The organism is Pseudomonas sp. URMO17WK12:I7 (genome assembly GCF_003269045.1).
GTDB classification, from domain to species: Bacteria; Pseudomonadota; Gammaproteobacteria; order Pseudomonadales; family Pseudomonadaceae; genus Aquipseudomonas; species Aquipseudomonas putida_J.
Map to the genome: position 1 here is coordinate 23,512 of NZ_QLTL01000003.1, position 22,645 is coordinate 46,156.

Below are 22,645 nucleotides of genomic sequence, written 5' to 3' on the forward strand. Positions count from 1 at the left end.
ATGAGTGAGCAAGACCTGCAAAATACCGAAATCACCCCGCCAGCCGGCGAAAAGCTGCAGAAAGTGCTGGCGCGCATTGGCGTCGGTTCGCGCCGTGACGTCGAAGCCTGGATCAGCCAGGGCCGCATCAAGGTCAACGGCGTCGAGGCCACCCTCGGCTTGCGCGTCGACCTGCACGACGCCATCACCGTCGACGGCAAGCTGATCAAGCGCGAGGAGGCTGCTGAAGCCACGCGCCGGGTCATCATGTACAACAAGCCCGATGGCGAGATCTGCACCCGTGACGACCCGGAGGGCCGCCCGACCGTGTTCGACCGCCTGCCGCGGCCGAAAGAAGGTCGCTGGATCAACATCGGCCGCCTGGACATCAACACCACTGGCCTGCTGCTGTTCACCACCGACGGTGAGCTGGCCAACCGCCTGATGCACCCGTCCTACGAGATGGACCGCGAATACGCCGTGCGTGTACGTGGCGAAGTCGACGACGAGATGATCGACCGCCTGAAGGCGGGCGTGATGCTCGAAGACGGCCCGGCCAAGTTCACCGACATCCAGAAGGCGCCGGGTGGCGAAGGCTTCAACCACTGGTACCACTGCGTGGTGATGGAAGGCCGCAACCGTGAAGTACGCCGCCTGTGGGAGTCCCAGGGCATGGTGGTCAGCCGCCTGAAGCGCGTACGTTTCGGCCCGGTGTTCCTCAACTCCGACCTGCCGATGGGCCGCTGGCGTGAGATGACCCAGGGCGAAATCGACATCCTGGCTGCTGAAGTAGGCTTGCAGCCGGTGGCGCTGCCAACCCTGAACCTCAAGGCCAAGGACAAGATGGAGCGCCTGCAGCGCAAGTCGAGCCGGCCAATGGGGCGCAACGAGCGCGTACGTAGCCTGCGCCCGGCCCATGAAGGCGGTGCTGCAGCCGCTGAGCGCCCGGCACGTCAGCCGCGGGATACCTCGGGTGAGCGCCCTGCGCGTCAGTCGCGCGACGAAGCGCCGCGCAAAGGCAACCGTGGCAGCGCCGTGGCCGAGCGCCCGAGCGAGATGCGCAAGCGCCCAGGCAAGCCTGACGGTGACAAGCCGGCCGGCCGTGGCCGCGGCAAGCCGCGTGGTTGATTGCATTGTGCGGCAATGAGAACCAGCCTTCGGGCTGGTTTTTTTATGCCTGTGAGAAATTGGGGGCTGCGCAGCGCCCCCAAGATATTGAAGAAAAAGAATTTTTCGGACGACTGGCAAGTTTCCAAACCACCCTGTAAATAAATTCTTACAGAACTGCTCGAATTCAGCCTGGATTTCGGAATTTTCGTATTCGTGTAAACAGAACTTGCCGCGTCACCCGCCCTTGAGCCTCTTCCGCCATCCCGCCCTATCTTGTTCAAACCCCCGTACCACGGTGATATAGCGCTCATTGCCGTGTGCAAGAGCCCGTCCACAGAGCCGGGCTGACAAAACAACAAATGGAGGCGCCATGTACGCCGATCACTCCGCCTTTTCAGGTGCCTACCACAGGATCGCTGCGTTTTTTCCCGAGGAAACGATGCAACGCGTTGACGCCTGCGCGTTTGCAGGGGTATACAGTGCGCCGCGTTTTACCTGTGACCCTCTTGCGTACCGCGCACTCTTGCCAACACCAGGCTGATCCGCCCCGGCGGCATCCGTTGGCAGGAAACCCAAGGTAACCACCTTGCCCATTCCGCTGCGCCACGAGCGCGGTGGGTCCGATTCCGTCACAGATAAAAACAATGCAGGTGACTTCGTTCATGAGTGGACAAAACATGCATTCAGGCGAGCTCAAGCGGGGCCTGAAGAACCGCCACATCCAGTTGATCGCCCTCGGCGGCGCGATTGGTACCGGCCTGTTCCTCGGCTCGGCAGGCGTGATGAAATCCGCCGGTCCGTCGATGATCCTGGGTTACGCCATCTGCGGCTTCATCGCCTTCATGATCATGCGCCAGCTTGGCGAGATGATCGTCGAAGAGCCGGTGGCCGGCTCGTTCAGCCACTTTGCGCATACCTACTGGGGCGGCTTCGCCGGCTTCCTGTCGGGCTGGAACTGCTGGGTGCTGTACATCCTGGTGGGCATGTCGGAGCTGTCGGCGGTGGGCAAGTACGTTCACTACTGGTGGCCGGAGATCCCGACCTGGGTCACGGCGGCAGCATTCTTCGTGCTGATCAACGCAATCAACCTGATGAACGTGAAGTTCTTCGGTGAAGCCGAATTCTGGTTCGCCATCATCAAGGTCGTGGCCATCGTCAGCATGATCGGCCTGGGCGCCTACCTGCTGACCAGCGGCAACGGCGGCCCTGACGCCTCGGTGAGCAACCTGTGGAGCCATGGCGGCTTCTTCCCGCATGGTGTCAGCGGCCTGGTGATGGCCCTGGCGTTCATCATGTTCTCCTTCGGTGGCCTGGAAATGCTCGGCTTCACCGCCGCCGAGGCCGACAAGCCGAAGACCGTGATACCGAAGGCGATCAACCAGGTCATCTACCGCATCCTGATCTTCTATGTCGGCGCCCTGATCGTGCTGTTGTCGCTGACCCCTTGGGACAACCTGGTCGCCAGCATCGACGCGTCCGGTGGCAGCTATGGCAGCAGCCCGTTCGTCCAGGTGTTTTCGCTGCTGGGCAGCGACGTGGCGGCCAACCTGCTGAACTTCGTGGTCCTGACCGCCGCGCTGTCGGTGTACAACAGCGGCACTTACTGCAACGCGCGCATGCTGCTGGGCATGGCCGAGCAGGGTGACGCGCCGGCTTCGCTGGCCAAGGTCGACAAGCGTGGCGTACCCGTGCGTTCGATCCTGGTGTCGGCGGCTGTGACCCTGATTGCCGTGCTGCTCAACTACCTGATGCCACAGAATGCGCTGGAGCTGTTGATGTCGCTGGTGGTCGCGACCCTGGTGATCAACTGGGCGATGATCAGCTACTCGCACCTGAAGTTCCGCCAGCACCTTGACCGTGTTGGCCAGAAGCCGCTGTTCAAGGCACTGTGGTACCCCTACGGCAACTACTTGGTGCTGGCTTTCGTGGTGCTGATCCTCGGCATCATGCTGATGATTCCGGGCATCCAGGTGTCGGTGTATGCAATTCCTGTGTGGCTGGGAGCGATGCTGGTCGCCTACCTGCTCAAGGGCAAGCGCCGGCCGCAGGCCAATGGCACTGCAGGTACCGTGGCCAGGTAAATCTTTGGCTGCTTGAAGAAACCCGATGTCAGGTGACTGGCATCGGGTTTTTTATTGCCTGTTCCGGCCCTTTCGCGGGTAAACCCGCTCCCGCAAGTGCAGCATGGACTTCAAGGCGGGCGCTTGGCTTGTGGGTGGCTGTACCGGCCCTTTCGCGGGTGAACCCGCTCCCACAAGTGCAGCATGGACCTCAAGGCGGGCGCTTGGCTTGTGGGTGGCTGTACCGGCCCTTTCGCGGGTGAACCCGCTCCCACAAGTGCAGCATGGACCTCAAGGCGGGCGCTTGGCTTGTGGGTGGCTGTACCGGCCCTTTCGGGGGTGAACCCGCTCCCACAAGTTCAGCATGGACCTCAAGGCGGGCGCTTGGCTTGTGGGTGGCTGTACCGGCCCTTTCGCGGGTGAACCCGCTCCCACAAGAAGACAGTTGCTCCCACAGGCAGTGAGTTCCCTGTGGGAGCGGGTTTACCCGCGAAGAGGCCGGAACAGGATTCAGATCTGTTCCAGCAACCAGCTGCGAAATGCCCTCAGTGAAGGCAAGGCTTCATTGCGCGGTGGATAGATCAGGTAATAACTGCGCTGGCTGGCAAACGCCGCCCCCGGGCTGAACAGCTCACCCTTGGCCAGCTCTTCCTCCACCAGAACCCTCGGTACCAGGCCGATGCCTATCCCGGCCCGCACGGCTTGTATCAGGTGCGAGGTCAGTTCGAAGCTTGGCCCCAGGCGCATCGCCCGGTGCGGCAACCCGTGGTGCGAAAACCACTCGCCCCAGGCATGCGGGTTGTTGGCCACGTTCAGCAGCACCTCTTCACTGACCCGCGCCGGGCCCCAGCCCTGGGCATCGCCGCCTGCTTCCGGCGGCAGGATCACCACCAGCTCCTCGGCGTGCAGCCGATGACATATCAAGCCCGGCAGGTCATGGCTGGCCACGCCGATGGCCGCGTCGATCTCGCTGGTATCGAAGTTGATCGCTTCGATGCGTGAATGAATATGCACCAGCATGCCCGGGTGGGCACTGTAGAACGCATGCAGGCGTGGTAGCAGCCACTTCGAGCCGAAGGTAGGCAAGGTTGCCAGGCGCAGGGTACCGACCCCCGACTGGTAGGCCAGTGCCTGCAGGGTGGCGCTGCGAATGCGACCTAGCGCCTCGCTCAATTCGCGCTGGTACAGCCGACCGACGTCAGTCAGTTGCACCTGGCGGCCCTCGCGGCGGAACAGGGTCAGGCCCAGTTGCTGCTCCAGCGCCTGCACCTGGCGGCTGACCGCGCTCTGGGTCAGCGACAGTTCGGCAGCGGCGCGGGTATAGCTTTCATGCCGGGCGGCGGCCTCGAAAGCCAGCAGTAGCGACATGGACGGTGTCAGGTGGCGGTAATTCATTCATAAAAGTCATTGATAGCGGCAGGATTATCCGTTTGCCCCTGAAGCGAAACTACAGGAACATTGGTCTATGCGTCATCCTCGCGTGTGGCTACCCATACCGGCATGACAGGATTCCCGTGAATTAGTCCATATCAAGAGGCCATCCTTCGATGATCGCCCAGCTGTCGACCCTTGCGCCGAGCGCCAACTACCCAGAATTCCTCGAAGCCCTGCGCAACAGCGGCTTCCGCGGCCAGATCAGCGCCGACTACGGCACCCGTACGGTGCTGGCCACCGACAACTCGATCTACCAGCGTCTGCCGCAGGCGGCGGTGTTCCCGCTGGATGCCGACGACGTGGCGCGTGTCGCCACGCTGATGGGCGAGCCACGCTTCAAGGAGGTCAAGCTGACCCCTCGTGGCGGCGGCACCGGCACCAATGGCCAGTCGCTGACCGATGGTATCGTCGTCGACCTGTCGCGGCACATGAACCAGATCCTCGAAATCAACGTCGAGGAGCGCTGGGTGCGGGTCCAGGCCGGTACGGTCAAGGACCAGCTCAATGCCGCGCTCAAGCCGTACGGCCTGTTCTTCGCCCCTGAGCTGTCCACCTCCAACCGCGCCACTGTCGGCGGCATGATCAACACCGACGCCAGCGGCCAGGGCAGCTGCACCTACGGCAAGACCCGCGACCACGTGCTCGAACTGCACAGCGTGCTGCTCGGTGGCGAGCGCCTGCACAGCCTGCCGATCGACGATGGCGCGCTGGAGCAGGCATGCGCCGCGCCTGGCCGGGTCGGCGAGGTGTACCGCATGGCCCGGGAGATCCAGGAAACCCAAGGCGAGCTGATCGAGACCACCTTCCCCACGCTCAACCGTTGCCTGACCGGCTATGACCTGGCGCACCTGCGCGACGAGCAAGGCCGTTTCAACCTCAACAGCGTGCTGTGCGGTGCCGAGGGCTCGCTCGGCTATGTGGTCGAAGCCAAGCTCAATGTGCTGCCGATCCCGAAATACGCGGTGCTGGTCAACGTGCGCTACAGCAGCTTCATGGATGCCCTGCGCGACGCCAATGCGCTGATGGCGCTCAAGCCGCTGTCGATCGAGACGGTCGACTCCAAGGTGCTGATGCTGGCGATGAAGGACATCGTCTGGCACAGCGTTGCCGAATACTTCCCGGCCGACCCTGAGCGCCCGACCCTGGGCATCAACCTGGTGGAGTTCTGCGGCGACGAGCCGGCGGAGGTCAATGCTCGGGTCCAGGCGTTCATTGATCACCTGCAGAGCGACACCAGTGTCGAGCGCCTGGGCCACACCCTGGCCGAGGGCGCCGAGGCGGTAACCCGCGTCTACACCATGCGCAAGCGCTCGGTCGGCCTGCTCGGCAACGTTGAGGGCGAGGTGCGCCCGCAGCCGTTCGTTGAAGACACTGCCGTACCGCCAGAGCAACTGGCCGACTACATCGCCGACTTCCGCGCGCTGCTCGATGGTTACGGCCTAGCCTACGGCATGTTCGGCCACGTCGATGCCGGCGTGCTGCACGTGCGCCCGGCGCTGGACATGAAAGACCCCGCCCAGGCCGCACTGGTCAAGCCGATTTCCGACGCCGTCGCCGCGTTGACCAAGCGCTACGGCGGTTTGCTGTGGGGCGAGCACGGCAAGGGCCTGCGGTCTGAATACGTGCCGGAGTACTTCGGTAAGCTATACCCGGCGCTGCAGCGCCTGAAGGGCGCCTTCGACCCGCACAACCAGCTCAACCCGGGCAAGATCTGCACGCCGCTGGGCAGCACCGAGGGCCTGACCCCGGTCGACGGCGTGACCCTGCGTGGCGAGCTCGACCGCACCATCGACGAGCGCGTGTGGCAGGACTTCCCCAGCGCCGTGCACTGCAACGGCAACGGTGCCTGCTACAACTACGACCCCAACGACGCCATGTGCCCGTCGTGGAAGGCTACCCGTGAACGCCAGCATTCGCCCAAAGGCCGCGCCTCGCTGATGCGCGAGTGGCTGCGTCTGCAGGGCGAGGCCAACATCGACGTGCTGGCGGCTGCGCGCAACAAGGTGTCGTGGCTCAAGGGTCTGCCGGCGCGGCTGCGCAACAACCGTGCACGCAGCCAGGGCCAGGAAGACTTCTCCCATGAGGTGTACGACGCCATGGCCGGCTGCCTGGCGTGCAAATCGTGCGCGGGGCAGTGCCCGATCAAGGTCAACGTGCCGGACTTCCGCTCGCGCTTCCTGGAGCTGTACCACGGTCGCTATCAGCGCCCGCTGCGTGATTACCTGATCGGCTCGCTGGAGTTCACCATTCCGTACCTGGCCCATGCACCTGGCCTGTACAACGCCGTGATGGGCTCCAAGTGGGTGAGCAAGCTGCTGGCGGACAAGGTCGGCATGGTCGACAGCCCGCTGATCAGCCGCTTCAACTTCCAGTCGACCCTGACCCGTTGCCGCGTCGGCGTGGCCAGCGTGCCGGCCCTGCGCGAACTAACCCCGGCCCAGCGCGAGCGCAGCATCGTACTGGTGCAGGATGCCTTCACCCGCTACTTCGAAACGCCGCTGCTGGCCGCCTTCATCGAGCTGGCCCATCGCCTGGGCCACCGGGTGTTCCTGGCGCCCTATAGCGCCAATGGCAAGCCGCTGCACGTGCAGGGCTTCCTCGGCGCCTTTGCCAAGGCGGCGATCCGCAACGCAACCCAGCTCAAGGCCCTGGCTGACTGCGGCGTGCCGCTGGTGGGCCTGGACCCGGCGATGACCTTGGTCTATCGCCAGGAATACCAGAAAGTGCCGGGCCTGGATGGCTGCCCGAACGTTCTGCTGCCGCAGGAGTGGCTGATGGATGTGCTGCCGGAGCAGGCGCCTGCCGCACCGGGCAATTTCCGCCTGATGGCGCATTGCACCGAGAAAACCAACGTGCCGGCCAGCACCAAACAGTGGGAGCAAGTGTTTGCCCGGCTCGGGCTGAAGCTGGTGACCGAGGCGACGGGTTGCTGCGGCATGTCAGGTACCTACGGGCACGAGGCGCGCAACCAGGGCACTTCGCGGACCATCTTCGAGCAGTCGTGGGCGACCAAGCTGGACAAGGAAGGGGAGGCGCTGGCGACTGGCTACTCGTGTCGCAGCCAGGTCAAGCGCATGACCGAGCGGCAGATGCGCCACCCGTTGGAAGTGGTGTTGCAGTACGCCAGGCGCTGACCTTCAGGGCCCCGGGGCTGCTTTGCAGCCCTTTCGCGACACAAGGCCGCTCCCACAAGCGAATGCGATCCCCTGTCGGAGCGGCCCTGTGTCGCGAAAGGAGCGCAAAGCGCTCCCAGCTTTATTGGCCGCGCCCCAGCCGCGCCTGGCGATAAAGATACAGGCTCAACACCAACCCACAGCACGCCGCCGCAGCAGCAAACAGAAACATCGAAGCAAACCCGAACCCCGACGCCACCGCACCCACCAGCGGCCCGGTAATCCCCAGCGACAGGTCGATGAACAGCGAATAAGCCCCCACCGCCGCCCCGCGGTTGGCCGCCGACACCTGGTTTACCGCTTCCACCCCCAGTGCCGGGAACACCAGCGAGAAACCGAACCCGCTTAGCGCAGCCCCTGCCAACGCCCACTCGGCATTTGGCGCCAGCCACAGCATCAGCAGCCCAAGGGTTTCTACCGAAAGGCAAACGATTGCCACCCTGAACCCACCCATCCGGTTGATCAGGTTGCCGAACAGCAGCCGCGCGCAGATGAAGCTGGCACCGAACAGGCTCAAGGTCAGTGCTGCATTGGCCCAGCCACGGCTGGCGTAATACAGGGTGATGAAGGTGGCGATGGTGCCAAAGCCGATGGAGCCTAAGGCCAGTCCCGAACCGTGCGGGAACACCTTGCCCAGCACCTGCATGAACGGCAGGCGCTTGCCGCTGACGACGGGCGCCGCGTGCTTCGGCCAGGCCAGCAGCAGGCCAATGCCGCACAGCAGGATGATGCTTACCCCCATGCTCCACAGCCCCAGGCTCTTGACCATCAGCACGCCCAGTGGCGCACCGATGGCCAGCGCGCCATAGCTGGCGATGCCGTTCCAGGATATGACCTTGGCCGTGTGCTCGGCCCCGACCCGGCCGATACCCCAGCCAATCGAGCCAGAGCCCACCAGGCTTTCGGCACTGCCAAGCACCAGGCGGCCAACCAGCAGGCAGCTCAGGCTGACCCAGGGCAGGTGGGTGAGGAAGGCGCAGGCAAGCATGAACACACCGCTCAGGCCGCAGCCGAACAGCCCGTACATCACGGCTTTCTTGCTGCCCAGGTTATCGATGATGCGGCTGGCGGTAGGGCGGCTGAGCAGGGTGGCGAGGTACTGCACGCTGATCACCAGGCCGGCGATCACGGCACTGAAGCCGAGGTCGTTGTGCACATAGCCAGGCAGCACGGCCAGGGGGATGCCGATGTTCAGGTAGCCGATGAAGGTGAAGAGGACGATGGATACGACTTGCAGGGTGACCGCAAGGGGGCGCGGTGAGTCAGGCATGGGTGTCTTCGTGGCAGAGGTTCGTGACGGTGTGAAAACGTGATGACGGGGGTGGCCCGCAGGTCAGCCGTTTTCACACAGTCGGAGGGATGCGCAGTTTATTCCTGGTCAGCGCTGGATTGATCGTCACCATCCTGATCGACGGCAGGCGTCGGTTCGGCGTGGACGGTAACGGTTGGCTCTTCTGGGTTCAGGCTTGGGAAGGGAAGATTCGGGATTTCATGCATCTCGTCGTTCCTCGCAAGTGTGAGTGAAAAGTCTGCGCCAGGCGCGTTCGGAGCTTCGCAAAGCTGGGGCAGGATACACAAGTCTGGATGACAGTTTGTAATTTTTCCCGGTCGCTTGTCGGTTTTGCGGGCGGATACCGGACGCAATAGTGCTCTGCCCGCGTGTTGAGCGGGCAGAGCACGGCGGGTTAAACGACCAGTTTGCTGCGCAAGGTGCTCAGCGTCTGGTGCGACAGGTTCAAGCCATTGTGCAGATAATTGTCCATGTCGCCGTAATCACGGGTCACCTGTTCCAGTGCTGCATTGAGATAGCGCGCATCGACCGTCAAGGCAGGCGCATAGATGGCCCTCCTGCTTTCTGGCATGCCTGCCAGAGTGGCGGCGATGCGTTGGGCGGTGTAGGCATTGCTCGCCAGGTAGTCGTACATCAGGGTTGCATGATCAGCACCGGCAATGCTCAGCAACAGTGCAGATACCCAGCCGGTACGGTCTTTGCCGGCGGAGCAATGGAAAAGCACCGGCCCTTGGGTTTGGGTCATTGCCGTCAGGACTTCCCCCAACACCTCGCGTGCTGATGCGCATACGACGAAGTCGCGGTTCACATCCCGCATGAGTGCGCTGGTCTGCTCCGCGCTTTCAAGGCGCAATGAGGCGAGGTCGAATCCTTTGAAGCGGTGGCGCAACACGTTGAAATGACGATAAATGGCGCCTTTTGGGAGTACGTCTGGCGCTGTTTCGATTTCGTGATCGTCGCGTAGGTCGAAGATTGCGCGAATGCCAAGCTGTTCAAGGATGGCCATGTCGGCTGCGCTAGGGGTTACGGCATTGCTCCGGTAGAAGCACATGCTGCGCAGGGTGCCGTAACAGGTAGTGTGCGCTGCGATGGTGCCCGCTATGTCACGGAAGTTGTCCAGGCTGGCCAGGCGAGGTGTATCAAGCTGTGCACTGCCAGGTTTTGAGCATGCCCTGTGAGAGGCGGTAATTGCGTTGTTCAGTTCGGTATCGAATGAGGATAGGAACATCGTGAGTCGCTCCGGGGTTGAGAGCGGCTAGCGTGGTTCAAGCGGAACAATTCTTTCAGAGGGGCATTCTCTAGGAGGGAGGGCATGTGGCGGTTGGTTGTGGCAGATAAGTGCTATTGGCATGTACGAAGCTGGCCGCGACGTAGGTGTCGCAGCCAGCTTCGATCTGGTGTTACTTACGGCCTTCAGCCGTCTCGGCGACCTTGTCGGTACGCGCGCACATGATGAAGTCGTTGCGGTGCAGGCCCTTGATCGAGTGGCTCCACCAGGTCACGGTGACCTTGCCCCACTCGGTCAGCAGGCCGGGGTGGTGGCCTTCGGCTTCGGCGATCTCGCCCACGGCATTGGTGAACGCCAGGGCATGCTTGAAGTTCTTGAAGAGGAACACGCGCTCGAGCTCCATGTGGCCATCGCGGACTTCGATGTTCCAGTCCGGGATCTCGCGGATCAGCCCGGCCAGTTCTTCGTCGGTGACCTTGGGTGCGTCAGCGCGGCAGGCTTCGCAGTGGGCTTGGTTCAAGGCATTCATGGTGTGTTTTCCGCTTCGAGTTGTTATCGGCAAGGTGCTCAGGCAGCGACCTTGGGTGGGAATTTCGGTGCATGCAGCCCCAGCTGCATGGCTTTGTGGACCATGGCCATGATGTCTTCATGGGCCAGGTCGAACAGGCGTTTCATGTTCGGCAGCACGAAGTACAGCGGCTGCAGAATGTCGATACGGTAGGGCGTGCGCATGCACTCGATCGGGTCGAAGGCCTGGTGCTCAGGCTCGCCAGAAAGACTGTAGACGGTCTCTTTCGGCGAGGAGAGGATACCGCCTCCATAGATCTTGCGACCCTGTGGGGTCTCCATCAGGCCGAATTCGATGGTCATCCAGTACAGGCGTGCCAGGTACACGCGTTGTTCCTTGGTCGCGGCCAGGCCGAGCTTGCCGTAGGTGTGGGTGAATTCGGCAAAGAACGGGTTGGTCAGCAGCGGGCAGTGGCCAAAGATCTCGTGGAAGATGTCCGGTTCCTGCAGGTAGTCCAGTTCTTCCGGGGTGCGGATGAAGGTGGCGACCGGGAAGCGTTTGCTGGCCAGCAGCTCGAAGAAGGTCTGGAAGGGGATCAGCGCCGGTACCCGGGCAACCTGCCAGCCGGTGGTGGCGCCCAGCACCTTGTTGACTTCGCCCAGCTGCGGAATGCGGTCATGGGGCAGCTTGAGCTGGTCGATGCCGTCCAGGTATTCCTGGCACGCGCGGCCTTCGATGACGTTCAGCTGGCGAGTGATCAGGGTGTTCCATACCGCATGCTCTTGCTGCGGGTAATCGATAAAACCGTTCGCATCGGGCTCGCGTGCCACGTATTGCGTCTGTTTCATGTGGCTCTCCTGGTGAGGGCTTTCTTGTTATGTCCACGACATGACTCAGGAATATCCCTTCACCGGCTGATTTGCACGGGGGGCAGCGCCTCCTGGTAGGTGCCCATTGACCGGTCATTCGTAACGATAATTTTACAAAATACCCTGCATGCCGGAAAATCCGGCTCATCAAGCTGCCCTTTGCGTCGTTTTTGGCAGCTTATCTTTACGACTTTTCCGTGCGACGTTGAAAAACTTCGCCACTTCGAGAGCTTCCATGCGTATCAAAGTGCATTGCCAGAACCGCATCGGCATCCTTCGCGACATCCTCAACCTGCTGGTGGAATACGGCATCAACGTGCTGCGCGGCGAGGTGGGGGGAGACCATGGCAATGCCATCTACCTGCACTGCCCGAACCTGATCAATCTGCAGTTCCAGGCGCTGCGGCCCAAGTTCGAATCGATTGCCGGCGTATTCGGGGTCAAGCGCGTCGGCCTGATGCCCAGCGAGCGCCGCCACATGGAGCTCAATGCGTTGCTCGGCGCGCTGGATTTCCCGGTGCTGTCGATCGACATGGGGGGCAGCATCGTCGCTGCCAACCGCACTGCGGCGCAGTTGCTCGGGGTGCGGGTCGACGAAGTGCCGGGCATGCCGCTGGCGCGCTATGTCGAGGATTTCGACCTGCCGGAGCTGGTGCGCGCCAACAAGTCGCGCATCAATGGCCTGCGCATCAAGGTCAAGGGTGATGTGTTCCTGGCCGATATTGCGCCGCTGCAATCCGAGCACGATGACAGCGAGGCCCTGGCCGGTGCCGTGCTGACCCTGCATCGCGCCGACCGCATCGGCGAGCGCATCTATAACGTGCGCAAACAGGAATTGCGCGGTTTCGACAGCATTTTCCAGAGCTCGCGGGTCATGGCGGCGGTGGTCCGTGAAGCGCGGCGCATGGCGCCGCTGGATGCGCCCTTGCTGATCGAAGGCGAGACCGGCACCGGCAAGGAGTTGCTGGCCCGCGCCTGCCATCTGGCCAGCCCGCGTGGCCAGGCGCCTTTGATGGCACTCAACTGTGCCGGCCTGCCAGAGTCGATGGCCGAAACCGAGCTGTTCGGTTATGGCCCCGGTGCTTTCGAGGGGGCGCGTGCCGAGGGCAAGCTGGGGCTGCTGGAGTTGACGGCTGGCGGTACATTGTTCCTCGATGGCGTGGGGGAGATGAGCCCGCGCCTGCAGGTAAAGCTGCTGCGTTTCCTGCAGGATGGTTGCTTCCGCCGTGTCGGCAGCGATGAAGAGGTGTACCTGGATGTGCGGGTAATCTGCGCCACCCAGGTCGACCTGTCCGAGCTGTGCGCCCGCGGCGAATTCCGCCAGGACCTGTATCACCGGCTCAACGTGCTGTCGCTGCACATTCCGCCGCTGCGCGAATGCATGGACGGGTTGGAGGGCCTTGTGCAGCACTTCCTCGATCAGGCCAGCCGGCAGATCGGCTGCGCCATGCCGCGCCTGGCACCGGCGGCCATGGACAAACTCAGCCAGTATCACTGGCCAGGGAATGTGCGGCAGCTGGAGAACGTGTTGTTCCAGGCGGTTTCGTTATGCGAAGGCGGGGTGGTGAAGAGCGAGCATATTCGTTTGCCGGATTATGGCGTGCGGCAGCCGTTGGGCGAGTTTTCGCTGGATGGGGATCTTTCGCAGATTGTAGGACGATTTGAAAAGGCGGTGCTGGAAAGTCTGATGGGGGAGTTTCCAAGTAGCCGGGCGCTGGGAAAACGCCTGGGGGTTTCCCATACGACAATTGCCAACAAGTTGCGGGATTATTCGTTGGGCAAGTCGGCAGATTAAATGGCTGCTATTTAATGCCTCGTTAACTTTCAATTCGGGGTGAAAGTTGCAGGCAGGCAAAAACGCGAACGGGGCCCGCAGGGGCCCCGATTCGAAGGTATCAGCCGTTGGAGCAGCCGTTCCCCATCACGCGGTATTCGAGAATGTGCTTCTGGCCCTTGGAGTCCTCGTAGGTCATGCGGGCGGGCACTACTTCGCAGACGTTGGGCACTTCGCTCATGGAGATGACGCGGGCAATGTCCAGGTGCTGCGAGTAACTGTACTGTTCAACCGGAATCTGCTCGACATTGTTTGCTTCGCCGGCCATTGCCGCGCCGCAAAGACTGCCAAGTACCAATACCAGTAAAGCTTTCATTTTCTATTTACCTGTCTAAGGTCGTGAGGGGGCACGCGGCACTTGTGGCGCCGCGAGTACTGCCAAAGTTCAACTATCGGGATTAGAGGGGGATTAACTGATTGCCTTCGTGGGGGCTGTTCCAGTAGTTAATCGCCTTGCCGTTGCTGGCGAGGTGAATCTTATGCCTGAGTAACTAAGGGAAACAGATGGGGTTTTGATAAAGTTTTTTCGCCTTTTTCCATAATCTGTAACAATCCCTTGGCAGGTGCCCTCGTGGTTTTCCCTTGCCGGGCCGGCGGCTGCGGGCTAGAGCCTCCCGCGCCGTGGGCATGAAGATTTGCCGGGCGTGCTACTACCATCGTCGTATGGTTTTTCCCGCTCTGGTACAGTTACAAACGGTTCCATACAAAAACAACTATTACACCGAGGTAACACAGATGAGTGCGGCTCCACTGTATCCCGTTCGTCCCGAGGTTGCGGCCACTACCCTGACCGACGAGGCCACCTACAAGGCCATGTACCAGCAATCGGTGATCAATCCGGACGGCTTCTGGCGCGAGCAGGCCCAGCGCCTGGACTGGATCAAGCCCTTCACCAAGGTCAAGCAGACCTCGTTCGACGACCACCATGTCGATATCAAGTGGTTTGCCGACGGCACTCTCAACGTTTCCTCCAACTGCCTGGACCGCCACCTCGAAGAGCGCGGCGACCAGCTGGCAATCATCTGGGAGGGCGACGACCCTTCCGAGCATCGCAACATCACCTACCGCGAGCTGCACGAGCAGGTCTGCAAGTTCGCCAACGCCCTGCGCGGCCAGGACGTGCACCGTGGCGATGTGGTGACCATCTACATGCCGATGATCCCTGAGGCCGTGGTGGCCATGCTGGCGTGCGCCCGCATCGGTGCCATCCACTCGGTGGTGTTCGGCGGCTTCTCGCCGGAAGCCCTGGCCGGGCGCATCATCGACTGCAAGTCCAAAGTGGTGATCACCGCTGACGAAGGCCTGCGGGGCGGGCGTCGCACGCCGCTCAAGGCCAACGTCGACCTGGCGCTGACCAACCCGGAAACCAACAGCGTGCAGAAGATCATCGTGTGCAAGCGCACCGGTGGCGACATCGCCTGGCACCAGCACCGCGACATCTGGTACGAGGACCTGATGAAGGTTGCCTCCAGCCACTGCGCGCCGAAGGAAATGGGGGCCGAAGAGCCGCTGTTCATCCTTTATACCTCCGGCTCCACCGGCAAGCCGAAGGGTGTGCTGCACACCACCGGTGGTTACCTGGTGTATGCCGCACTGACCCATGAGCGCGTGTTCGACTACCGCCCGGGCGAAGTCTACTGGTGCACCGCCGACGTCGGCTGGGTCACCGGCCACAGCTACATTGTCTATGGCCCGCTGGCCAACGGCGCAACCACGCTGCTGTTTGAAGGCGTGCCAAATTACCCGGACATCACCCGCGTGTCGAAGATCGTCGACAAGCACAAAGTCAATATCCTCTACACCGCACCGACCGCCATCCGCGCCATGATGGCCGAAGGGCAGGCTGCCGTTGCCGGTGCCGATGGTTCCAGCCTGCGCCTGCTGGGTTCGGTCGGCGAGCCGATCAACCCCGAGGCCTGGAACTGGTACTACAAGACCGTCGGCAAAGAGCGTTGCCCGATCGTCGATACCTGGTGGCAGACCGAGACAGGGGGGGTGCTGATCAGCCCGCTGCCGGGTGCCACGGCACTCAAGCCGGGCTCGGCGACCCGTCCATTCTTCGGTGTGGTGCCGGCGCTGGTGGATAACCTGGGCAACCTGATCGAAGGGGCTGCCGAAGGCAACCTGGTGATTCTCGATTCCTGGCCGGGCCAGTCGCGTTCGCTGTACGGCGACCACGACCGCTTCGTCGATACCTACTTCAAGACCTTCCGTGGCATGTACTTCACCGGCGACGGTGCGCGTCGTGACGAGGATGGCTACTACTGGATCACCGGTCGCGTGGACGACGTGCTCAACGTGTCCGGCCACCGCATGGGTACCGCCGAGATCGAGAGCGCCATGGTCGCCCACGCCAAGGTCGCCGAGGCGGCGGTGGTTGGCGTGCCGCACGACATCAAGGGGCAGGGCATCTATGTCTATGTCACCCTCAATGCCGGAATCGAGCCGAGCGAGCAGCTGCGCCTGGAGCTGAAGAACTGGGTGCGCAAGGAGATTGGCCCGATTGCCTCGCCGGATGTGATCCAGTGGGCGCCGGGGCTGCCGAAGACCCGTTCGGGCAAGATCATGCGGCGCATCCTGCGCAAGATCGCCACGGCCGAATACGACGCCCTGGGCGACATCTCGACCCTGGCCGACCCAGGTGTGGTGCAGCACCTGATCGATACTCACAAGGCGATGAGCCTGGCTACGGCCTGACCTTGTAGGCACTACGAAACCCCGCCAGGGCAACCGGCGGGGTTTTTGCTTAACTGTTACCCGACAATCATCGGTAACTCTTCTGTCACCGATTTCGCACAGGATCGGGGCGCAGGGAAACACGTCCGTGCCGTTTTGGTGCGTCTCGGTGGCCATTTTCAGTGAGGTGAAACGCTGCACTTGCCGTAATGCAAGGGTTTGCCAATAATAGGCCCAGTAATTGCTTGGCTTACAGGTTATTTCTCTCGAGCTCTTGCATGATTTGCAAAAGCTGTCAACATCGCCCGCCGCGATTTCAAGCGCTTCTGTAAGTAGTTGTCGCTTTGAAGAAATATCGACTACCGGGCTGTCGTTAAAATGCCACTCACTCGCTCGTGGTCTGCGACCTTGGTCGAAACCTGCGCGGCTCGCGTTGTACCCATTCGCATATCGGGCAGCTGTTACCCTGCCTCGTATTGCCCCGTACCGATGGAGTTACCTGATGAAGAAGCTCGCACTGCTTGGCGCACTGGCGCTTTCCGTGTTTTCCCTGGTATCGCAGGCCGATGAAAAACCGTTGAAGATCGGCATCGAAGCCGCCTACCCGCCCTTCGCCTTCAAACAGCCGGATGGCAGCATCGCCGGTTTCGACTACGACATCGGCAACGCCCTGTGTGAAGAGATGAAGGCCAAGTGCACCTGGGTCGAGCAAGAGTTCGACGGCCTGATCCCGGCGCTCAAGGTGCGCAAGATCGACGCCATCCTGTCGTCCATGTCGATCACCGATGATCGCAAGAAGTCGGTCGACTTCACCAAGCGCTACTACCTGACCCCGGCGCGCCTGGTCATGAAGGAAGGCTCCACCGTGAGCGACAGCCTCGACGAGCTCAAGGGCAAGAAGATCGGCGTGCAGCGCGGCTCGATCCACGATCGCTTCGCCAAGGAAGTGCTGGCTCCGAAGGGCGCCACCGTGGTTCCTTACGGCACCCAGAACGAAATCTACCTGGATGTTGCCGCCGGCCGCCTGGACGGTACCGTGGCCGATGCCACCCTGCTCGAAGACGGCTTCCTGAAAACCGACGCTGGCAAGGGCTTCGCCTTCGTCGGCCCATCGTTCACCGACGTGAAGTACTTCGGTGACGGCGTCGGCATCGCCGTGCGCAAGGGTGACGACGCCAACCGCGAGCGCATCAACAAGGCCATCGACGCCATCCGCGCCAACGGCAAGTACAAAGAAATCGAGAAGAAGTACTTCAACTTCGATATCTACGGTCCAGACTCGAACTAAGACGTCGAGTTTCACCTGTGCAATGGTGCAAACAGCAGAGGCTCTGAGGTTTGCACCATTTTTCATTCCCAAGCCCTGAGGAATCCGAATCATGTTGAAAGGCTATGGGGCAGTCATCCTCGACGGGGCGTGGCTGACGCTGCAGCTCGCCCTGTCGTCGATGGCCCTGGCCATCGTCCTCGGCCTGATCGGCGTGGCGCTGCGTTTGTCGCCGGTGCGCTGGCTGGCCTGGCTGGGGGATCTGTACTCCACGGTGATCCGTGGCATCCCCGACCTGGTCCTGATCCTGCTGATCTTCTACGGCGGCCAGGACATCATCAACCGGGTGGCGCCGCTGCTCGGCTATGACGACTACATCGACCTTAACCCGCTGGTGGCCGGTATCGGCACGCTGGGCTTCATTTTTGGCGCGTACCTGTCGGAAACCTTCCGTGGTGCGTTCCTCGGTATCCCCAAGGGCCAGGCCGAAGCCGGCGTGGCCTATGGCATGAGTGCACGCCAGGTGTTCTTCCGCATCCAGGTGCCGCAGATGATCCGCCTGGCCATCCCGGGCTTCACCAACAACTGGCTGGTGCTGACCAAGGCCACGGCGCTGATTTCGGTGGTGGGCCTGCAGGACATGATGTTCAAGGCCAAGCAGGCAGCCGACGCCACCCGCGAACCTTTCACCTTCTTCCTGGCCGTGGCCGCGCTGTACTTGGTGATCACCAGTATTTCGCTGCTGGCGCTGAAGTATCTCGAGCGCCGCTACTCGGTAGGCGTCAAGGTGGCTGAACTATGATCTTCGACTACAACGTCGTCTGGGAGGCCATGCCGCTGTACCTTGGCGGCCTGCTGACCACCCTCAAGCTGCTGGCGCTGTCGCTGCTGTTCGGCCTGCTGGCGGCCATCCCGCTGGGCCTGATGCGCGTATCCAAGCAGCCGCTGGTGAACATGGGCGCCTGGCTGTACACCTATGTGATCCGTGGCACGCCGATGCTGGTGCAGCTGTTCCTGATCTACTACGGCCTGGCCCAGTTCGAGGCGGTGCGCGAGAGCATCTTCTGGCCGTGGCTGTCCAGCGCAACCTTCTGCGCCTGCCTGGCCTTCGCTATCAACACCAGTGCCTACACCGCCGAAATCATCGCCGGCAGCCTCAAGGCCACGCCCCATGGCGAGATTGAGGCGGCCAAGGCCATGGGCATGTCACGGATGAAGATGTACCGCCGCATCCTGCTGCCGTCGGCCCTGCGCCGGGCGCTGCCGCAGTACAGCAACGAAGTGATCATGATGCTGCAGACCACCAGCCTGGCGTCGATCGTGACCCTGATCGACATCACCGGTGCGGCGCGCACGGTCAATGCCCAGTACTACCTGCCTTTCGAGGCCTACATCACGGCGGGCGTGTTCTACCTGTGCCTGACCTTCATCCTCGTGCGCCTGTTCAAGATGGCCGAACGCCGCTGGCTCGGCTATCTGGCGCCGCGCAAGCACTGAACGCTCTGTGAGAACCGACAGTATGTACAAACTCGAAGTCCAAGACCTGCACAAGCGCTACGGCAGCCATGAAGTGCTCAAGGGCGTTTCATTGGCGGCCAAGGCCGGCGACGTGATCAGCATCATCGGCTCCAGCGGTTCGGGCAAGTCGACCTTCCTGCGCTGCATCAACCTGCTGGAGCAGCCCCATGCAGGGAAGATCCTGCTCAACAACGAAGAGCTGAAGCTCCAGCCTGGCAAGGACGGCGCACTCAAGGCCTCCGACCCGCGCCAGTTGCAGCGCATGCGCTCGCGTCTGTCGATGGTGTTCCAGCATTTCAACCTGTGGTCGCACATGACCGCGCTGGAGAACATCATCGAAGCGCCAGTGCACGTTCTCGGGGTAAGCAAGAAGGAAGCCCTGGAGAAGGCCGAGCACTACCTGGCCAAGGTCGGTGTGGCCCACCGCAAGGACGCCTTCCCCGGTCACATGTCTGGCGGTGAGCAGCAGCGTGTGGCCATTGCCCGGGCCTTGGCCATGGAGCCGGAAGTCATGCTGTTCGACGAGCCGACTTCGGCGCTCGACCCCGAGCTGGTGGGTGATGTGCTCAAGGTCATGCAGGCCCTGGCTCAAGAAGGCCGAACCATGGTGGTGGTGACCCACGAAATGGGCTTTGCCCGCGAAGTGTCGAACCAGCTGGTGTTCCTGCACAAAGGCCTGGTCGAAGAGACCGGTTGCCCGCGTGAAGTGCTGGCCAACCCGCAATCGGAGCGGCTCAAGCAGTTCCTCTCCGGCAGCTTGAAGTAAAAGGCTGCATCTTTGCACCAGAATAGGGCATGCTGCGCAGCGAGCGCAGCCTGACCCGGCGCCACTGACTCGAACGAACCCAGGTTTCGGACCGCACCCTATGACCACCCAGCGAATCGGTTTTCTCATCTGGCCAAGCACCAAGCCTTTGACCTTGGCGCTGGCGGAGGAAGTGTTGCAGGTGGCCCAGCGGGTGCATCCGGAGGTGGTCTACGAGATTTCCTTCCTTCAGGCGGAGCCTGCCGAGGAGGGCGCCTGGCGCCTGCCGGGCGAGCCGTGGAATGGCCGCCTGGAGGGCTGTCACAAGCTCTTCCTGTTGGCAGACGATTTGCCTCAAGCGGTGGGTTCGGCGCTTTCGTCGGCGCTCAAGCAGTTGGCGCGCAGTGGTTGCATGATCGGGGGGCTGTCTGCTGGCGTGTACCCGCTGGCCATGCTTGGTTTGCTCGATGGCTACCGCGCGGCGGTGCACTGGCGCTGGCAGGATGATTTCGCCGAGCGGTTCCCCAAGGTGATTGCCACCAGCCATTTGTTCGACTGGGATCGTGATCGCCTGACGGCCTGTGGTGGCATGGCGGTGACCGACCTGTTGCTGGCGGTGCTGGCCCGCGATCATGGTGCTGAGCTTGCCGGGGCGGTGTCCGAGGAACTGGTGGTCGAGCGCATTCGCGAAGGTGGCGAGCGCCAGCGCATTCCGCTGCAGAACCGCCTTGGTTCGAGCCATCCGAAGTTGACCCAGGCCGTGCTGTTGATGGAAGCCAACATCGAAGAGCCGCTGACCACTGATGAAATTGCCCAGCACGTCTGCGTCTCTCGCCGGCAGTTGGAGCGCATATTCAAGCAGTACCTCAACCGCGTGCCGAGCCAGTATTACCTGGAGCTGCGGCTGAACAAGGCGCGGCAGATGCTGATGCAGACCAGCAAGTCGATCATCCAGATCGGGTTGTCCTGTGGCTTCTCCTCGGGGCCGCATTTCTCTAGTGCCTATCGCAACTTCTTCGGCGCCACGCCGCGGGAGGACCGCAACCAGCGGCGTAGCAGCAGCCCGTTTGAACTGAGCTCGGCGCCGGCCGAAAAGGGCTGAGGTTTCGGGTGGGGTCGGGGTGCATGCCTTGGGTTTGAGGGTGGTGCTGAAATCGAGCGCCGCCCGCGCGGCGCATCGCGGATGAATCCGCTCCTACATTTGTTGCAACGTGGCCATGCCTGCGAGGCCATGATTGTCAGCCGATTTGCACGGCTCAAGACCTGCGCCAGGGCTGGCAACCATGGCATTACAGGTTCGGCACGTTGCAACAAATGTAGGAGCGGATTCATCCGCGATGCGCCGCGCGGGCGGCGCTCGATTTTCGCCACTACACACCAACTACGCCTTGCATCCGCTGCTACATCCATTTGCCTGTGCACACCCGTTCACCCAGCCCCCTCTCTCCCGTACACTGCGCGATTGCGACAGTGTTTGTCGCATTGCCGAAAGCCTTGGTAAAACTGGGTTTTGCGCTGTAACAAGTTGTCGCTTGGCCGCAAGGACAGGCGCGGATCAGTCCTTACAATCCCCCCATCGCTCGCCACTTCCAGGCCAGCGTTCCTCTTCAGGAGACTCAGATGTCCGTTGAGCAAGCCCCGGTGCAACGTGCCGATTTCGACCAGGTCATGGTTCCCAATTATTCTCCGGCGGCCTTCATTCCTGTGCGAGGCGAGGGTTCCCGCGTCTGGGACCAGTCGGGCCGTGAGCTTATCGATTTTGCCGGCGGCATCGCGGTGAACGCCCTGGGCCACTGCCACCCGGCACTGGTCAAGGCCCTGACCGAACAGGCCAATACCCTCTGGCACGTATCCAACGTCTTCACCAACGAGCCGGCCTTGCGCCTGGCGCACAAGCTGGTCGATGCCACCTTTGCCGACCGTGCGTTCTTCTGCAACTCCGGCGCCGAGTCGAACGAGGCCGCCTTCAAGCTGGCTCGCCGCGTCGCCCACGACCGCTTCGGCCCTGAAAAGCACGAAATCATCGCCACCGTGAACAGCTTCCATGGTCGCACCCTGTTCACCGTCAGCGTCGGTGGCCAGCCGAAGTACTCCGACGGCTTCGGCCCGAAGATCACCGGCATCAGCCACGTGCCCTACAACGACCTGGAAGCGCTGAAGGCACAGATTTCCGACAAAACCTGCGCCGTGGTGATCGAGCCGATCCAGGGCGAGAGTGGTGTGGTACCGGCCGACAAGGCTTACCTGGAAGGTGCCCGCAAGCTGTGCGACGAACACAATGCCCTGCTGATCTTTGATGAAGTGCAGACTGGCGTTGGCCGTACCGGTTCGTTGTACGCCTACCAGCACTACGGTGTGACCCCGGACATCCTGACCAGTGCCAAGAGCCTGGGCGGTGGTTTCCCGATTGGCGCCATGCTGACCACCACCGACATCGCCAGGCACTTGGCCGTGGGTACCCACGGCACCACCTACGGCGGCAACCCGCTGGGCTGCGCCGTTGCTTGCGCCGTGCTGGACGTGATCAACACCCCGCAGACCCTGGCCGGCATCAAGGCCAAGCACGAGCGCTTCAAGTCCCGCCTGGAGAAGATCGGCCAGCAGTACGGCCTGTTCAGCCAGGTGCGTGGCGTCGGCCTGCTGATCGGCTGCGTGCTGACCGAAGCCTGGCAGGGCAAGGCCAAGGACGTGCTCAACGCCGCTGAAAAAGAAGGCGTGATGGTGCTGCAGGCCGGCCCTGATGTGGTCCGTTTCGCGCCAAGCCTGGTGGTAGAAGATGCCGATATCGACGAAGGCCTGAACCGCTTTGAACGCGCTGTGGCGCAACTGACCAAAGGCTGATCGGCCTGCGGTCGCTTCACCGATCCGTCGCGGGTCGGTGAAGCTCGAATTCCAGTGCGGGTGCCGTTGCGCCCGCCGTTTTTCCGTGCCGTCCTGGATGGCCCGTTTTTCC

At 62.2% G+C, this 22,645-nt stretch carries 18 protein-coding genes; 11 read left to right on the top strand and 7 right to left on the bottom strand.

Annotated features, from left to right (window positions below):
• Together rluB and H040_RS04325 are read left to right on the top strand one after the other, a co-directional pair.
• Nucleotides 1-1,107 carry a 23S rRNA pseudouridine(2605) synthase RluB gene (gene rluB, locus H040_RS04320; protein WP_027921076.1) on the top strand — a complete coding sequence of 369 codons (1,107 nt, stop codon included), beginning with the start codon at nt 1-3 and terminating at the stop codon, nt 1,105-1,107.
• Between the two features lie 644 nt (nt 1,108-1,751).
• On the top strand, nt 1,752-3,170 hold the full coding sequence (locus H040_RS04325) for an amino acid permease (protein ID WP_177326730.1): 1,419 nt from the start codon (nt 1,752-1,754) through the stop codon (nt 3,168-3,170).
• Between the two features lie 489 nt (nt 3,171-3,659).
• On the opposite strand, the gene H040_RS04330 is transcribed toward H040_RS04325, so the two are convergent.
• A complete protein-coding gene (locus H040_RS04330; RefSeq protein WP_027921078.1) occupies nt 3,660-4,544 on the bottom strand; it encodes a LysR substrate-binding domain-containing protein in 885 nt (294 codons plus the stop codon).
• A gap of 152 nt (nt 4,545-4,696) precedes the next feature.
• On the opposite strand from H040_RS04330, the gene ydiJ reads away from it, so the two are divergent.
• Nucleotides 4,697-7,717: a D-2-hydroxyglutarate dehydrogenase YdiJ gene (gene ydiJ, locus H040_RS04335; RefSeq protein ID WP_027921079.1), complete on the top strand. Its 3,021-nt coding sequence runs from the start codon at nt 4,697-4,699 to the stop codon at nt 7,715-7,717.
• A 121-nt stretch (nt 7,718-7,838) separates the two neighbouring features.
• On the opposite strand, the gene H040_RS04340 is transcribed toward ydiJ, so the two are convergent.
• From H040_RS04340 to phhA, 5 genes are all read right to left on the bottom strand, one after another.
• Nucleotides 7,839-9,026 carry an MFS transporter gene (locus tag H040_RS04340; protein ID WP_027921080.1) on the bottom strand — a complete coding sequence of 396 codons (1,188 nt, stop codon included), beginning with the start codon at nt 9,024-9,026 and terminating at the stop codon, nt 7,839-7,841.
• A gap of 98 nt (nt 9,027-9,124) precedes the next feature.
• Nucleotides 9,125-9,253, bottom strand: a complete 129-nt coding sequence (locus H040_RS27635; protein WP_256208154.1) for a hypothetical protein — start codon at nt 9,251-9,253, stop codon at nt 9,125-9,127.
• Nucleotides 9,254-9,441: 188 nt separating this feature from the next.
• Entirely contained in the window at nt 9,442-10,275 is an 834-nt protein-coding gene (locus H040_RS04345) for a tyrosine-protein phosphatase (protein ID WP_027921081.1), read from the bottom strand.
• A gap of 172 nt (nt 10,276-10,447) precedes the next feature.
• Nucleotides 10,448-10,804 (bottom strand): 4a-hydroxytetrahydrobiopterin dehydratase, encoded by a 357-nt coding sequence (locus H040_RS04350; RefSeq protein ID WP_027921082.1) that lies wholly within the window; start codon nt 10,802-10,804, stop codon nt 10,448-10,450.
• A 38-nt stretch (nt 10,805-10,842) separates the two neighbouring features.
• Complete coding sequence (gene phhA, locus H040_RS04355) at nt 10,843-11,631, bottom strand: phenylalanine 4-monooxygenase (protein WP_027921083.1); 789 nt, start codon at nt 11,629-11,631, stop codon at nt 10,843-10,845.
• Nucleotides 11,632-11,887: 256 nt separating this feature from the next.
• Here phhA and H040_RS04360 point away from each other — a divergent pair, with 256 nt between their 5' ends.
• Complete coding sequence (locus H040_RS04360; RefSeq protein WP_027921084.1) at nt 11,888-13,447, top strand: sigma-54-dependent phenylalanine hydroxylase transcriptional regulator PhhR; 1,560 nt, start codon at nt 11,888-11,890, stop codon at nt 13,445-13,447.
• Nucleotides 13,448-13,547: 100 nt separating this feature from the next.
• Here H040_RS04360 and H040_RS04365 read toward each other — a convergent pair whose 3' ends face one another.
• Nucleotides 13,548-13,802, bottom strand: a complete 255-nt coding sequence (locus tag H040_RS04365) for a DUF2790 domain-containing protein (RefSeq protein ID WP_027921085.1) — start codon at nt 13,800-13,802, stop codon at nt 13,548-13,550.
• 419 nt (nt 13,803-14,221) lie between these two features.
• Here H040_RS04365 and acs point away from each other — a divergent pair, with 419 nt between their 5' ends.
• The 7 genes from acs to H040_RS04400 all read left to right on the top strand — a co-directional run bounded on the left by acs (nt 14,222) and on the right by H040_RS04400 (nt 22,533).
• Complete coding sequence (gene acs, locus H040_RS04370) at nt 14,222-16,183, top strand: acetate--CoA ligase (RefSeq protein ID WP_027921086.1); 1,962 nt, start codon at nt 14,222-14,224, stop codon at nt 16,181-16,183.
• A 481-nt stretch (nt 16,184-16,664) separates the two neighbouring features.
• On the top strand, nt 16,665-17,450 hold the full coding sequence (locus H040_RS04375) for an ABC transporter substrate-binding protein (RefSeq protein WP_027921087.1): 786 nt from the start codon (nt 16,665-16,667) through the stop codon (nt 17,448-17,450).
• A 91-nt stretch (nt 17,451-17,541) separates the two neighbouring features.
• On the top strand, nt 17,542-18,231 hold the full coding sequence (locus H040_RS04380) for an ABC transporter permease (RefSeq protein ID WP_027921088.1): 690 nt from the start codon (nt 17,542-17,544) through the stop codon (nt 18,229-18,231).
• On the top strand, nt 18,228-18,926 hold the full coding sequence (locus tag H040_RS04385; RefSeq protein WP_027921089.1) for an ABC transporter permease: 699 nt from the start codon (nt 18,228-18,230) through the stop codon (nt 18,924-18,926). The genes H040_RS04380 and H040_RS04385 overlap by 4 nt, the downstream gene beginning before the upstream one ends.
• Nucleotides 18,927-18,948: 22 nt before the next feature.
• Nucleotides 18,949-19,713, top strand: a complete 765-nt coding sequence (locus H040_RS04390) for an ABC transporter ATP-binding protein (protein ID WP_027921090.1) — start codon at nt 18,949-18,951, stop codon at nt 19,711-19,713.
• Nucleotides 19,714-19,813: 100 nt separating this feature from the next.
• Nucleotides 19,814-20,794: a transcriptional regulator ArgR gene (gene argR, locus H040_RS04395; protein ID WP_027921091.1), complete on the top strand. Its 981-nt coding sequence runs from the start codon at nt 19,814-19,816 to the stop codon at nt 20,792-20,794.
• A gap of 518 nt (nt 20,795-21,312) precedes the next feature.
• Nucleotides 21,313-22,533, top strand: coding sequence for an aspartate aminotransferase family protein (locus tag H040_RS04400; protein WP_027921092.1), 1,221 nt, complete (start codon nt 21,313-21,315; stop codon nt 22,531-22,533).
• The last annotated feature ends 112 nt before the right edge of the window (nt 22,534-22,645 follow it).